At 74.2% G+C, this 12,828-nt stretch carries 13 protein-coding genes; 7 read left to right on the forward strand and 6 right to left on the reverse strand.

Annotation, left to right across the window (positions count from 1 at the left end; translation table 11 throughout):
* Nucleotides 1–41: 41 nt before the first annotated feature.
* Entirely contained in the window at nucleotides 42–329 is a 288-nt protein-coding gene (locus tag HD593_RS34505; RefSeq protein WP_080040479.1) for a HesB/IscA family protein, read from the reverse strand.
* Nucleotides 330–468: 139 nt separating this feature from the next.
* Here HD593_RS34505 and HD593_RS34510 point away from each other — a divergent pair, with 139 nt between their 5' ends.
* Complete coding sequence (locus HD593_RS34510; RefSeq protein ID WP_185106125.1) at nucleotides 469–1,725, forward strand: methyltransferase domain-containing protein; 1,257 nt, start codon at nucleotides 469–471, stop codon at nucleotides 1,723–1,725.
* On the opposite strand, the gene HD593_RS34515 is transcribed toward HD593_RS34510, so the two are convergent.
* The 4 genes from HD593_RS34515 to HD593_RS34530 form a co-directional block, all read right to left on the reverse strand.
* The gene (locus HD593_RS34515; RefSeq protein WP_185106126.1) at nucleotides 1,722–2,177 is read right to left on the reverse strand and encodes a pyridoxamine 5'-phosphate oxidase family protein; all 456 of its coding nucleotides are present in this window, start codon (nucleotides 2,175–2,177) and stop codon (nucleotides 1,722–1,724) included. The genes HD593_RS34510 and HD593_RS34515 overlap by 4 nt on opposite strands.
* A gap of 91 nt (nucleotides 2,178–2,268) precedes the next feature.
* Nucleotides 2,269–6,156 carry a hypothetical protein gene (locus HD593_RS34520; RefSeq protein WP_185106127.1) on the reverse strand — a complete coding sequence of 1,296 codons (3,888 nt, stop codon included), beginning with the start codon at nucleotides 6,154–6,156 and terminating at the stop codon, nucleotides 2,269–2,271.
* A 295-nt stretch (nucleotides 6,157–6,451) separates the two neighbouring features.
* The gene (locus tag HD593_RS34525; protein ID WP_185106128.1) at nucleotides 6,452–6,958 is read right to left on the reverse strand and encodes a methyltransferase family protein; all 507 of its coding nucleotides are present in this window, start codon (nucleotides 6,956–6,958) and stop codon (nucleotides 6,452–6,454) included.
* A 66-nt stretch (nucleotides 6,959–7,024) separates the two neighbouring features.
* Nucleotides 7,025–7,993, reverse strand: a complete 969-nt coding sequence (locus HD593_RS34530; RefSeq protein WP_246546864.1) for an NAD(P)-dependent alcohol dehydrogenase — start codon at nucleotides 7,991–7,993, stop codon at nucleotides 7,025–7,027.
* Nucleotides 7,994–8,052: 59 nt separating this feature from the next.
* Between HD593_RS34530 and HD593_RS34535 the strand changes: the two genes are divergently transcribed.
* Together HD593_RS34535 and HD593_RS34540 are read left to right on the forward strand one after the other, a co-directional pair.
* Nucleotides 8,053–8,706 carry a TetR/AcrR family transcriptional regulator gene (locus HD593_RS34535; RefSeq protein ID WP_221525137.1) on the forward strand — a complete coding sequence of 218 codons (654 nt, stop codon included), beginning with the start codon at nucleotides 8,053–8,055 and terminating at the stop codon, nucleotides 8,704–8,706.
* A gap of 94 nt (nucleotides 8,707–8,800) precedes the next feature.
* A complete protein-coding gene (locus HD593_RS34540) occupies nucleotides 8,801–8,992 on the forward strand; it encodes a DUF1918 domain-containing protein (protein WP_185106130.1) in 192 nt (63 codons plus the stop codon).
* A gap of 66 nt (nucleotides 8,993–9,058) precedes the next feature.
* Here HD593_RS34540 and HD593_RS34545 read toward each other — a convergent pair whose 3' ends face one another.
* Nucleotides 9,059–9,580 (reverse strand): type II toxin-antitoxin system prevent-host-death family antitoxin, encoded by a 522-nt coding sequence (locus tag HD593_RS34545; protein WP_185106131.1) that lies wholly within the window; start codon nucleotides 9,578–9,580, stop codon nucleotides 9,059–9,061.
* 482 nt (nucleotides 9,581–10,062) lie between these two features.
* Here HD593_RS34545 and HD593_RS34550 point away from each other — a divergent pair, with 482 nt between their 5' ends.
* From HD593_RS34550 to HD593_RS34565, 4 genes are read left to right on the forward strand one after another with little or no spacing between them, the layout of a single operon-like run.
* Nucleotides 10,063–10,743, forward strand: coding sequence for an HAD family hydrolase (locus tag HD593_RS34550; protein WP_221525138.1), 681 nt, complete (start codon nucleotides 10,063–10,065; stop codon nucleotides 10,741–10,743).
* A 9-nt stretch (nucleotides 10,744–10,752) separates the two neighbouring features.
* Entirely contained in the window at nucleotides 10,753–11,298 is a 546-nt protein-coding gene (locus HD593_RS34555) for a GNAT family N-acetyltransferase (RefSeq protein WP_185106132.1), read from the forward strand.
* Nucleotides 11,299–11,345: 47 nt separating this feature from the next.
* Nucleotides 11,346–12,107: an SDR family NAD(P)-dependent oxidoreductase gene (locus HD593_RS34560; protein ID WP_185106133.1), complete on the forward strand. Its 762-nt coding sequence runs from the start codon at nucleotides 11,346–11,348 to the stop codon at nucleotides 12,105–12,107.
* A 58-nt stretch (nucleotides 12,108–12,165) separates the two neighbouring features.
* Nucleotides 12,166–12,804, forward strand: coding sequence for a DUF4142 domain-containing protein (locus HD593_RS34565; RefSeq protein ID WP_185106134.1), 639 nt, complete (start codon nucleotides 12,166–12,168; stop codon nucleotides 12,802–12,804).
* Nucleotides 12,805–12,828: the final 24 nt, after the last annotated feature.

The following is a 12,828-nucleotide window of genomic DNA, read 5'->3' on the forward strand; positions in this document are numbered from 1 at the left end:
CCGCGCCGGAGTGCCCATCCGCTCCGGCGCGACGGCGCGCGTCAAGCGGTCTGCTCCGTGACCAGGAAGGACACGCTCCCCTGGTCATCGGCTCCGGCGTCCAGGGACTTGTCGTCCAGCACAGTCGCAGCCACCGGGTCGAGGTAGACCCGCGCCCCTTCGGCCTCCACCACCGCGTCCGCCGGTTCGGGGGCGGTGGCCAGGGTGAGGGTGAGCGAGCTGGCACCCTCCCCCTGAGACGAGATGCGAATCCCGCTCTGAGTCGGCTCGGGCGCATTCGCGGTCAGGTCGCGGATCGCCTGGGCTGCGTTGGCTGTCAGGGTGAGCACTACGGCTCCTCCTCACGGTCGACGTTCACGAGTTGGCTGCCCTTCCCCCGGCTTTCGGACTCAACCCTTCTTGGCCGTTTCTTTACCAAGAATTCCCGGCCGATCCCCTCCGGCCTCCGCCTGCGGGAACAATGAACGCATGGACTACGCGGCGCGGAGGCAGGCCCTGGTGGCACAGCTCAGGACGGCCCAGGACGTCGGCGAGCGGGTGGCCGAGGCCATGCTCGCGGTGCCGCGCCACCTGTTCGTGCCCGGCGTGGAGCCGGAGGCGGCCTACCGCGACGAGCCGATCGTGACCAAGCGCGACGCCGGGGGCCTGCCGATCAGCTCCTCCTCGCAGCCGGCCATCATGGCGACCATGCTCGGGCAGCTCGGCGTGGAGCCGGGGCACCGGGTGCTGGAGATCGGCGCGGGCACGGGCTACAACGCGGCGCTCCTGGCCCACCTCGTGGGGCCCGACGGGCGCGTGGTGGCCCTGGACCTCGACGAGGACACCGTGGAGCAGGCCAGGCGGCATCTGGACGCCGCCGGGGTGCGGGGGGTCGAGGTGCTGTGCCGCGACGGGGCCGGCGGCCATCCCGGGCTGGCCCCGTACGACCGGCTGATCGCCACCGTCGGCGTGTGGGATCTCGCGCCCGCCTGGCTGGCGCAGCTCGCGCCTGGCGGACGGCTGGTGGTGCCGCTCGACCTGCGGGGCGTGCAGGTGTCGGCGGCCCTGGAGCGCGACGGCGAGCGGTGGGTGAGCCGGTCGGTGGCGCCGTGCGGGTTCATGCGGATGCGCGGGTCGATGACGGGGACCGAGACGGTCGTGGTGGTGCGGCGGGATCCCGAGCTGATGCTGATGCTGCCCGAGCCGCGCGAGGCCGGGGACGTGGCGGCGGCGCTGGACGCGGCTCCCACGGAGATCACGGTCGCGCGTGAGGAGCCGGCGCCGCCGTTCACCGTCGGCATGGGGGTGGCGCTGTGGCTGGCGCTGCACGAGCCGCGCTGGTGCGTCGTGAACGGCGACCTCGGCGCCGGCCCCGCCCTCACCCCGGCCGTCGTCCAGCCCGACGGCATCGCGGTGCTCGCCGCCCACGGCTCGCTGGTCGCGCGCGGCCACGGCGCGGGCGGGGCCAGGCTGGCGGCGGAGCTGGCCGCGCACATCAGGGCCTGGGACGAGGCCGGCCGCCCCGACGCGACCGGCCTGCGCATCGAGGCCCGCCCGCACGCCCCCGCCGCCACAACCCCGGCGACGCCTCCAGACCCCGCCGCCACAACCCCGGCGACGCCTCCAGACCCCGCCGCCACAACCCCGGCGGCCCCTCCAGATCCCGCCGCCACGACGACGGCGGTCCCTTCCGGTGCGGTCGTCATCGAGAAGCGGCACACCACCCTGGTGGTGGGGTTCGGTTAGACGGTCCAGGCGCCGTCGCGGATGAGGTCGCGCCCGGCCAGCTCGTTCGACTCGCGCCAGGCCTGCAGCCGCCGCGGCGTGATGTGGAAGTAGTGGTAGGCGCCGGCCTCCTTGCGCGGGTCGAAGCCCGCCTTCTCGGCGAACGCGTCACCGAGCTCGCCGGAGACCTCGGTCGCGGGCGTGGCGGTGGCCGTGCCCTCGATGAGCACGACGTCGCGCACCAGCCCGATCGCCACCCGCGTCCGGCCGCCGGCCAGCAGGTTGCGGGCGGTGGGGCTGGTGCTGGCCGTGGAGATGACCAGCGCGGCACCGTCCCACAGGAACGACAGCGGCACCAGGTACGGCACCCCGTCCGCCCCCGCGGTGGCCACCCAGGCGTCCACGTCGTGCTCCAGGCGGTGCAGGGTGTCCCGCTTGCGCTGCTCGGCGGTGCGTGGTGTGGGCTGGGACATCGGGGCCTCGCTTTCGTACGGTCACAGGGCTCTGATCGCCCTCGTCATTATTGAGGACGATCAGGGCACGACTGTGACAGGCGGCCGGGAACTACCGGTCGTCCGGGCGCCGCGAGTCACCCCCCGCCGCGCAGGAGCCCGCCTCGGCGCCGGCCACCTTCCACTCCGCCCCGGGGAACGGGCTCATGAAGTGCGTGAGCAGGTCCACCGCGTAGTCCGGCACCTGCCCGCCGGGGTCCAGCAGGGAGAGCATCTGCGGCCCGTCGGCGCCGCGCAGGGTGATGGTGCCGCGTCCGGCGGCGCCGGCGAAGCCGGGTTTGGCGTCGACGGTCACGCAGGCCAGGCTGATCCCGGCCGCCTTGATCTCCTGCTGGGCCCCGATCCGGCGCATCCGCTGGTCGTAGCGGCGCAGGGCGAGCGAGGTCGTGGGGCCGATCCTGACCGACTCGCGGAAGACGTCCTCGCCGATCTCCCTGGCCAGCCTGACGTCGATCCTGACGTCGGGACGCAGGTTCACGCCCTTGGCGGCGACCTTCACGGTGCCGTAGTTCCCCTCGAAGCCCGGCGCGACGTAGCCGAGCGCGGGGGGCGCCTTCATCCCGAACGGCACCTTGCCCGGCCGGATCCGCAACCACGACAGGCGGGAGATGGACAGGGAGAGCCGCTCGATCGAGCTCTGCCCGAGCCCGAACCGCCCGCCGACGTGGTAGGTGAGGAAGCCGGTCGTGTACGGGACCTCCTTGCTCACCGCCAGCTTCTGGGCGGCCACGGGGTCCACCCTGAGCCCGGCGCGCAGGGCGATGCGGCCCGTGGGGACCGGCCGTGAGACCAGGTCGAGCGACTGGTCGGGGTTCATCCGGACGGTGGTGTCGGCGGCCAGGTCCCTGACCGTGAACGCCACGTCCCCGAGCCGCCCCGACGGGTCCACCAGGCCGCCTTCCACGCCGAGGTGCCCGTCGAGGGTGCTGGCGCCGCCGTTCGCCTTGTACGTGACGGCAGGCACGCTCAGCCCGGCGGCGGAGGCGTCGGCGTCCACGCCGAAGACGGCGGGCACGTCGGAGAAGCGCAGCTCGCCGGTGCCCTTGCCGGGGAGCGTGACCTTGGCGGTGAGATGCTCGACGGCCGCGGAGTTGTTCACGCGGATGCGCGTCCTGGCCCCGTAGCTGCCCTGGACGGTCACCGCCGCGGGCACCGGGTCGATCGCGACGTGCCCGCGGACCCCGCCAGCCTCGGCCCGCACGTCGAGCGCGCCCAGCGTGGCGGCCGGCTCGATCCTGTACGAGGCCTGCACCGCGTTCCCCTGCCCCACCCCGAACGGCCCCACCGACATGCTGGTGATCTCGGAGGGCAGGCCGGTCAGCGTGGCCCTGGCCTTGATCGGCACGGGTGACAGGACGCTGCTGGCCAGGTACACGCCGAGGCTGCGGCGCTTGGGCCGGAACCCGGAGAAGGCGAACGTCTTGCCGGTCAGGTCGACCGTCACCTGGTCGGGCAGGCCGGTCACGTCCAGGTAGCCCTGCAGGCCGTAGCAGCCGCGCTGCGGCACGCAGAAGGGGCCGGGCGCGCAGCCGGGCGAGCCGGCCGCGCAGCCGCCGTCCACCAGCGACACGCCGCCGGCGATCGCGGGCGCGGCCCGCATGCGGTCCAGCGCGGCGGCGGTGCCGAGCCAGGCGCGGGCGCGCACGTCCAGGCGCGAGCCCGAGTAGGTGAGCCTGCCGCCTGCCGAGGTGACGGCCAGCCGTCCAGGTACGGGCCCGACCGTGCCGAGGATCCCGAAGCGGGTGCCGCCCTGGCGGACGTCGGCGTCCACGGCGAGGTGCTGCGTGGCGGAGCGGAAGTCGGCGGTGAAGCCCTGCGCCGCGGGGGTGAACTCGACGTGCGAGAGCCGGTTGACCAGCACGCTGGCGTCGAGGTCGCCGGTGGCCTGGTCGTAGTGGGCCGCCAGGTGCGGCCCCGCGGGGGCCTTGGCGCCGTCGTGGTTGGTGAAGGCCAGGGCGGCCGTCCGCACGGGGCCGGACAGGCCGCGGAAGCGGTACGAGGCCGCGTTCCACGAGGCGTCGAACTTCGCGGGCACGCCGGTGACCTCGGCGGCGGCCCTGGCGTACCGGTCGCCGAGCTTGGCCCTGGCCAGCGCGGACACCCGCTCGACCGGCCCGTCGGAGACCCAGCTCAGCGTCCTGGCCGCGGTGTCGGCGACGAGCTCGGCCCGCTTGCGCACACCCTGGACGGTGGCCCGCAGGTCCTCGCCGGTCGCCTGGGTGACGTGCGCTTTATTGGCATAAATCCGCACCTCCTCCAGCCGGGAGGACGTGGCGAGCTTGACCGTCGAGCGCTCGCCCAGCTCCCACGACGCCTTCACGTCGTCGTGCACGCCGAGCACGGTGCCGTCCACGGTGGGGCCTGACTTGAGGTTGGCGTAGGCGGCGCGCAGCTTCTCGATCACGCCGCTGGCCTGGTAGACGGCCTTCCTGGCGGTGGGGTCGAGCGTGACGTCCACGGTGGCGGGCGTGTTGGAGATCTCCATGCGGGCCACGTGGGTGCGGTCGATGCTGGCCGCGCCCACGAACGAGCGGCCGCTGGAGCCGACTTCGAGGTGCACGTGCGGCGCGGCCCCGTACGTCACGTCGAACCCGGACAGGCCCGACAGCAGCGCGGAGACCCCCACGGCCGAGCCGTCCTTGATCATGGTGACGTGGCCGCCGCGCGGGGTGGAGACGGCGCCGCCGTCGCGTTGCAGCACGACGGCGAACCTGCCGATGGGCGCGCTGGTCGTGTGCGTGACGCGGTGCGCGTCCAGGTCGTTGACCAGGCGGACCCGGGCGGGCAGCGCGCTGAGCTCGGCCTTCAGCACGGTCCTGGCCGCGGCGCGGTCGAAGTAGCGCAGGGTCGCCGTACCCGCCCGGCCGGAGCCGGTGGCGACGGAGAGGGTCTGCTTGCCGTTCGCGGTGCCGTACCTGGCGGTGAAGGACGGCGGGAGGCGGCGCAGCTCGACCTCGGTCACCCTCGACAGGGCGCCGTCGCGGTAGGAGAGGTCGTGCACCTGGGCGCGGGCGACGGAGGACGGGCCGGAGAAGCGTACCTCGCCGCCCGACAGCCGCACCTCGGCGCGGGTGGGCATGCGGTCGAGCACGGCCCGGGTGAAGCGGCGGGCGGTGACGGCCACGGCCTCCACCTTGGAGGGGGCGGAGGCGGCGACGTTCAGGGTGGGGGTGTCGAGCGCGGCGTTGACGGTGAGGTCGCTCGTGGCCGGCGTCTGGCTCAGGCTCACGGCGCTGCGGCCGGTCAGCCCGGCCACGACGGCGGCGCTCCGCCCCGGCTCCTTCCTGTCGACCACGGCCTTGATGCGTTTGCCTGCCAGGTCCACGGTGAACGTGCCCCGGTCGGTGGCCGACAGCGACGAGCCGCGGCGCAGGCCGTCGAAGCCGACCGAGACCTTGTCGTCGTACTCGGCCCAGACCTGCGCCTTGACGCTCTGCCCGGACAGCCGCCTGACCGCGAACGTGATCCCGGCGGAGCCCTCGCCGGGGTCGGCGGCGGGCACCAGGCTGGCGGCCAGGTCGGGCTTGGAGTCGCCGGTCACGTCGGCGGCCACCGGCACGCCGACCGGCTGCCGGATCGAGCAGGCGACCGGCACGGCGTCGCTCTCCACGCAGAGCCGGTACGTCAGCCCCGGCACGGCCTTGCCGAGCCCCTCGAACGTCTTCGCGACCGCGGCGAGCGGCTTGCTCAGGTTGAGTGGCTCGGCCTGCGACGTGTCCGGCAGCACGTCCCGCACGTCGGGCGCCTGCCTGCCGAACCCCTGCGCCTCCTGGACGGCGGCGGCCGCGGAGGTGATCTCGTTGCTCAGCCCGGGGCCCGCCGGCGTGGTGACCTCGGGCGCGTCCGGCCCGACCCGTTCGTCGCCCGCGGGCTGCAGCGCCAGCGAGTCGCGCCGCGGCACGGTGACGGTGGCGGGCGGCGGCTCCTGCACCGCCGGCACGGGCCGCACCTCGGCGGGCCGAACCTGAGCGGGCCGAACCTGAGCGGGCTGAGCCTGAGCGGGCTGAGCCTGAGCGGGCCGGGCCTGAACGGCTTGGGCCCCGGCTGCGGACGGCACGCCGGTGAGGACCGTGCCGGCGATGGTCGTCGAAGCGAGCACGCGCATGAGGGCGTGCGGCATGAAACGTTCTCCCCCGGACCTGTCTATTTCATCCCATCAGAAACATAGGTCACGAGACGACCACATTTCCTCACTGGGCGTCAAACAGGATCCGACATGGGGCCCCAATTTTCTGTCAAGACCGGTACGGGCGCAGCCGCGGCCACCACCCCGGCACGTGGGCCCGGTAGGCGTCGTACTCGGCGCCGAACTTGCCGCGCAGGTGCGGCTCCTCGTACCAGTGCACGAAGCTGTAGACCGGGATCGCCAGGACCGCGACGTAGACCAGCAGCCAGGGATCTCCGAAGAACATGGCCTGGCCGATGACGGCGGCGAAGATCGCGACGTACATGGGATTGCGGACGTACCGGTAGAACCCGCCGACGACCAGCCGTTCGGGTGCCGCGACCGGGATCGGCGTGCCGAGCCCCTCGACCACGAACCTGACGAACGCGTTGACCACCACGGCCAGCCCCGCGAGCGCCAGGAGCGCGCCGAGCACCCTGAGCGGGATCATGACCGGATCCGGGAAGGGCGAGTGAATCCGCCAACCGCCGATCCAGTACGGGACGAGCACGGCGACGACTCCTGGGCCGGCGGCGAAGAAGGTGGCGCTGACGGCGGCTGCGGGCGTTCTGCGCATGGCATCGCTCCTAATTCATTGTGTGATGAGTTTAAGGAGCGGCCATGTCAACGCCCGTTGGCAGTTTCAGGCGATCCGGATGACGATCTTGCCCCGGACGCCGCCCGCCTCCAGCGCCCGGTGCGCCTTGGCCACGTCCTCCAGGGGGAACACCGTGTCCACGACCGGGCGGACGGCGCCGCTCTCGACGTACCGGGTCAGGTCGGCGAAGAGCCGGTGGGCGGGGTTGCCGCTGAAGGCCCGCACGCGGCGCCCGCCGTGGACGGCGGAGGCGGCGATGTACGCCAGGGACGCGGCGACCCTGGCGGTGTCGAAGGCGATCGCCACCATGCGGCCGGACGGCGTCAGAAGGCGGCGGTAGGCGGGGTGGTCGGTGCCGACGGTGTCCATCACGACGTCGAAACGCCCGAGGTCCGCCGGGGAGGTGGTGGCGTAGTCGTAGGCCTCGTCGGCGCCGAGGTCGCGTACCAGGCCGAGGTTGCGCGCACCGGCGAGCGCGGTGACGTGGGCGCCGAGGGCCTTGCCGAGCTGCACCGCCACGACGCCCACGCCGCCGCTGCCGCCGCGCACCAGCAGCCGCTCGCCGGGCCGCAGCCGCGCCTTGTCGCGCAGCGCCGTGATCGCCGTCGTGCCGACGGGCAGCGCGGCGGCCTCCACCAGGTCGAGCCCCGCCGGGGCCAGGGACAGGTGGCGGGGCCTGACCGTCAGGTACTCGGCGTTGCTGCCGAACGTGCGGCCCAGCACGCCCCACACCCGGTCGCCGACCCGCGGGCCCGCCGCCCCCTGGCCGAGGGCGGCGACCTCGCCGGTGAAGTCCAGGCCCATGCGCTTGGGCCAGCCGCGCTGCATCAGCCCCGTCACCGGCCGCACCTTGCCGGCCCGGCCGTGCAGCTCGCCGCCGTTGACGCTGGCGGCGTGCACACGGACCAGCACCTCGCCGGGGGCGGGGACCGGCCTGGGCACCGTGCCCACGTACAGGACCTCCGGGGGGCCGTACCGGTCGAACAGGGCGGCGCGCATCTCGTTCTTCTCCATGTGAGTGAAGCTAGCGCGCTAAACGGATGGGGCCGTCCACTTACGTTAATGTGAGAGACATGCCTGCTCATCCCTCTCAGATGGAGCCTGCCGAGGCGATGCGCGCCGACGCCAGGCACAACCGCGCGCGCATCCTGGACGCCGCTCGTGAGGCCTTCGCCACGCGCGGGCTGGACGTGCCGATGGCCGCCATCGCGCGGCGCGCCGGGGTGGGCGTGGCCACGCTCTACCGGCGGTTCCCCTCGCGGGAGTCGCTGATCACCGAGGTGTTCGGCGACGAGCTGGCCGCGTGCGCGTCGGTCGTGGACGAGGCGCTGGCCGATCCCGACCCGTGGCGGGGGTTCTGCGCGGCGATCGAGAAGGTGTGCGCGATGCAGGTCGCGGACCGGGGGTTCACCGACGCATTCCTGATGGCGTTCCCCGAGGCGGTCGACTACGAGCGGACGCGGGCGCGGGCCGAGCGGGGCTTCGCCGAGGTGGTGCGGCGGGCCAAGGCCACCGGGCGGCTGCGTGCCGACTTCGAGCCGGCCGACCTGACGCTGCTGCTCAAGGCCAACTGCGCCGTCGCCACCGGCCCCGGGGAGATCGCGGCGGCGGGGTCGCGGCGGCTGGTGGCTTACCTGCTGCAGGCCTTCCGCGCCGAGCACGCCGCGCCGCTGCCGCCCGCGCCGCCGCTCACACTCGGCCACCTGCACGCCCCGGCGGCACGCTGACCGCCGCCTTCCGGCCGCTTTCCGGGACGGCCGGTCTGGTGCAAGGTGGGAGGGAACCTCACGGTTGCCAGAGCCCGGCTGAGAGGAACCTGCCATGCACGCGAACGTCGGTGACCTGCTGATCATCCACGGTCACGTGGTCGGCCACGGAGACAGGAAGGCCGAGATCGTCGAGGTCCGGGGCCCTGACGGCACGCCCCCGTACCTCGTGCGCTACGACGACGGCCACGAGCAGCTCGTCTACCCCGGGCCCGACTCCTTCGTCGAGCCGGCGGAACACCAGTAGAGGGCCCATTACAGGCCCCCGGTACAGGCCCCCGGTACAGGCCCCCGGTACAGGCCGCAGTACAGGTCAGTGCGCGAGCGACCGGAGGGCGGTGGCGGCGTCCCGGCCGGAGCCGGCCGCGACCTCGTGGCCGTCCCGGTCGCGGGCGATGGCGGTGATCCCGTCGAGCGGGCCCCTGGCCAGCGTGATCGTGTGCCCCCGCGCCAGCAGCAGGTCCGCGTCGGGGCCGCGCCTGGCGGGCCGGTCCAGCAGGCGCGGGGCCGCGATCAGGGCGGCGACCGGGGTGCGGTGGCGGGTCAGCAGTACGGGGCCCTCGTCGTACGGGCCGGCGGTCTGGCGTACGAGGTCGCCGAGCCTGCCGCGGGCCGTCGAGAGCGAGACCACCGGGAGGCCGGTGGTCAGGCCGTACACCTCTGACAGCGGGATCAGCGCGGCCCACTCGTAGCGCTCGCGGGTGATCAGCGTGGTGATGCCGCTCCTGGCGGCACGGACGATCGAGCCCCACTGGGCACGTGCTTCCTCCACGCCGAGGGGGGTGCCGAAGCGGTCCCGCAGCGCTTCGTAGGCGGCCGGATCCGTGTTGATCATGGGAGAATCGTAAGCCGCCTTACAAAACTTCGGCAACCCGATTCGCGAAGACGATGACGCCGCGGCCCTTGATCGCCGCCGCCGGCATGTCCGGCTCGATCTCGCACACCTCCTCGCCGGAGACGTCACGCAGATGCCGCTCGCCGGCGCGCGCTGGTCACCACCCCGCCGGCGCCCCGGCTCGGCGCCCGTTTCGGCGCCCGTTTCGGCGCCCGTTTCGGCGCTCGGCCGCCCCTCCGGGCGGGGGCCCCTGCGGCGGGCGGCGCTGAAAGCGGGCGCCGAGTGCGCGGCCGTGGAGCCGCACCGGACCGGCGTGGCCACGGGCATCAACACCATCGTGCGCACCGTGGCGGCGTGGGCGGCACCGGCACGGGCAGCACCGCCGGCGCGGGCAGCACCGCCGGCGCGGGCGGCGCGGGCGGCGCGGGCGGCGCGGGCGGCGCGGGCGGCGCGGGCGGCGCGGGCGGGGTTAGGGTGGCCGGGTGGATCTTGTCAGGGCGGTGGTGTTCGACGCGATGGGGGTGCTCTACCGGGACGGGAACGTCCAGGGCCGGGTGCTGATCCCGTACCTGCGCGAACGCGGCTGCCAGGCCCCCGAGCAGGACATCCGCGCGGCCTACCGGGCGGTCACCCTGGGCCGGACGAGCACTGGCGCGTTCTGGGCGGCGCTCGGAGCGGCGGCGGCCGGCGACGAGGACTACTGCCTGCGGCACCGGCTGACCGACGGCGTGCCGCGGGCGCTGGCCGAGCTGGCGGGCGACGGGCTGGAGCTGGCATGCCTGAGCAACGACGCGGCGGCCTGGTCGGCGCTCGTCCGCCGCAGGTTCGGGCTGGAGCGGCACGTCGGGCGCTGGCTCATCAGCTCCGAGCTGGGCGCGCGCAAGCCGGACCCGGCCCCGTACCGGGCGGTGCCGGCCGCGCTGGGCGTACCGGCCGCGCAAGTGGTGTTCGTGGACGACCGGCCGGCCAACCTGGCGCCCGCCCGGGCCCTGGGGATGCGCACGATCCTCTTCCGCAGCGACGACACCGCCGCCCACCCGGACAGCGGGGCGCAGCCCGGGGAGACCGTCGCGACGATGCCGGAGCTGGTCGCCGCGGTGCGGCGGGCGGCGCGGGGCCGCGCGGGCGAAAACCGGTCGAACGGGCCCTGGGCCGCCGACTAGGGTGCCCCGGTGCACATCTTCCTGGAGACCGAGCGGCTGATCCTGCGCCGCTTCGCCGAGTCCGACGCGGACGACCTGTTCCACCTGCACAACGACCCCGACGTGATGCGGTACCTCAACGGCGGCAAGCCCACCCCGCGCGAGGTGATCGTGGACAGGACCGTTCCCAGGTTCGTCAGCGGCGGCTTCTACGCCGCCGTGGAGCGGCGGTCGGGCGACTTCCTCGGCTGGTTCCACCTGCGCCCGGCCGAGGGCGGGCCCGAGGAGGAGCCCGAGCTGGGTTACCGGCTGCACAAGGCGGCCTGGGGCCGGGGGTACGCCACCGAGGGCTCGCTCGCGCTGGTCGACAAGGCGTTCACCGAGCTGGGCGCCCGGCGGGTGTTCGCGCAGACGATGGCGGTGAATCTCGGGTCGCGGCGGGTGATGGAGAAGTGCGGGCTCCGGCTCGTACGCACCTTCCGCCTGGACTGGCCGGAGCCCATCGAGGGGTCCGAGCACGGTGAGGTCGAGTACGAGCTGCTGCGCCCCGACTGGGAGGCCACCCGCCGGGGTTGAGTGGTCGTCCTGGTGCACTGGTCGGACCAGTGGTTAGGGTGCGTCGTATGGGATATGACGCGCTGTTCCGCCTGGACGGGCGGCGGGCCGTGGTGATCGGCGCAGGGAGCGGGATCGGCAGGGAGGCGGCGCTGGCGCTGGCCGCGCACGGCGCGTCGGTGGTGTGCGCCGACCGCGACCTGCCCGCCGCCCGCGAGACCGCCGCGGGCTGCGGCGGGGACGCCCGGCTGCTCGACGTGCTGGACTCCGGGGCGGTACACGCGCTGGCCGCGGACGAGCCGGCCGACGTGCTGGTGTTCACCGCGGCCACGAACGTGCGCAAGCGGCTGCTCGACTACTCGGCCGAGGAGTTCGACCGGGTGGTGGGGCTGAACCTGCGGGCCTCCTTCGAGGTGGTACGCGCGTTCGGGGCGGGCATGGTCGAGCGGGGGCGCGGCTCGATCATCGGGTTCGCCTCCATCCGGGCGTCGGTCACCGAGCCGGGGCAGAGCGTGTACTCGGCCACGAAGGCCGGGCTGGTGCAGCTCCTGCGCACGGCCGCCGCCGAGTTCGGCCCGCACGGGGTGCGGGTGAACGCCATCGCGCCCGGCGTGGTGGAGACGCCGCTGACCAGGCAGATCAAGGACGATCCCGGCTGGTACGCCGCCTACGCCGCCAAGAGCGCCCTCGGCCGGTGGGCGACCGCGGACGAGCTGGCCGGGGCGGTGGTCTACCTGGCGGGCGACGCGGCGAGCTTCGTGACCGGCTCCGTGTTGTACGTGGACGGCGGCTGGACGGCTGTGGACGGCCGTTTCGATCCGCCGAATTGAGCCGAATACTTCCGGCCGGAAAGGGCAGCGGGCACGGGTCCCAGGAAAGGAGGGACTCATGAGAACAGCACGGAACTTAGCACCCGCGGGCCTCGCGGCCGTGCTGGCACTGACCATGACCCCCACCGCCGCCCAGGCACAGGCAGGCGCGCACGCTCAGGCAGGCGCGCAGGTCCAGGCAGGTGCCCGGGCTCTGCCGGTGGACTCGCAGGGCGGCTCCCCGGCGGCCGGGCTCACCGGCGCCGGCGTCAGCACGTCCGGCGGGGCGGTGCACGCCGCGCCCCAGGACGTCGCGTACCTGAGGGCGGCGCACCGCGGCCACCTCGCCGAGATCGCGGCGGGCAAGGCCGCGCTGGGCAAGTCCCGTGACCGGGACGTCCGCGGCATCGCCTGGCGGCTGATCCGCGACCACCGCAGGCTGGACGCGCGCCTGCGCGGGGTCGCCGACCGGCTGGACGTCCGCATCCCGGGTTCCCCCAGCGCCGAGCAGCGCCGCGATCTTCGTGCGGTGCTCTCCAGGTCCGGTCACCGTTTCGACCGCGCCTGGCTGCGGCTCCAGGCCCGCGCGCACGAGCACGCGCTCTGGCTGGGGCAGCGCGAGCTGCGGCGCGGGCACTCCAGGTGGGTGAAGGACCTGGCGCGCGACAGCGCCCCGGTGATCCGCCACCATCTCCGCGCGATCCGCGCCGAGATGTAGCCCCGTCCCCTGATCCGACCGGCC

The sequence above is a fragment of the Nonomuraea rubra genome (genome assembly GCF_014207985.1).
GTDB lineage: Bacteria > Actinomycetota > Actinomycetes > Streptosporangiales > Streptosporangiaceae > Nonomuraea > Nonomuraea rubra.

Excerpts from the sequence above, each read along its gene's own strand:
- HD593_RS34545 (WP_185106131.1), bottom strand. The coding sequence starts at position 9,580 with ATGATCAACACGGATCCGGCCGCCTACGAAGCGCTGCGGGACCGCTTC.
- HD593_RS34530 (WP_246546864.1), bottom strand. The coding sequence starts at position 7,993 with ATGGAGAAGAACGAGATGCGCGCCGCCCTGTTCGACCGGTACGGCCCC.
- HD593_RS34565 (WP_185106134.1), top strand. The coding sequence starts at position 12,166 with ATGAGAACAGCACGGAACTTAGCACCCGCGGGCCTCGCGGCCGTGCTG.
- HD593_RS34535 (WP_221525137.1), top strand. The coding sequence starts at position 8,053 with ATGCCTGCTCATCCCTCTCAGATGGAGCCTGCCGAGGCGATGCGCGCC.
- HD593_RS34540 (WP_185106130.1), top strand. The coding sequence starts at position 8,801 with ATGCACGCGAACGTCGGTGACCTGCTGATCATCCACGGTCACGTGGTC.
- HD593_RS34515 (WP_185106126.1), bottom strand. The coding sequence starts at position 2,177 with ATGTCCCAGCCCACACCACGCACCGCCGAGCAGCGCAAGCGGGACACC.
- HD593_RS34525 (WP_185106128.1), bottom strand. The coding sequence starts at position 6,958 with ATGCGCAGAACGCCCGCAGCCGCCGTCAGCGCCACCTTCTTCGCCGCC.
- HD593_RS34510 (WP_185106125.1), top strand. The coding sequence starts at position 469 with ATGGACTACGCGGCGCGGAGGCAGGCCCTGGTGGCACAGCTCAGGACG.
- HD593_RS34560 (WP_185106133.1), top strand. The coding sequence starts at position 11,346 with ATGGGATATGACGCGCTGTTCCGCCTGGACGGGCGGCGGGCCGTGGTG.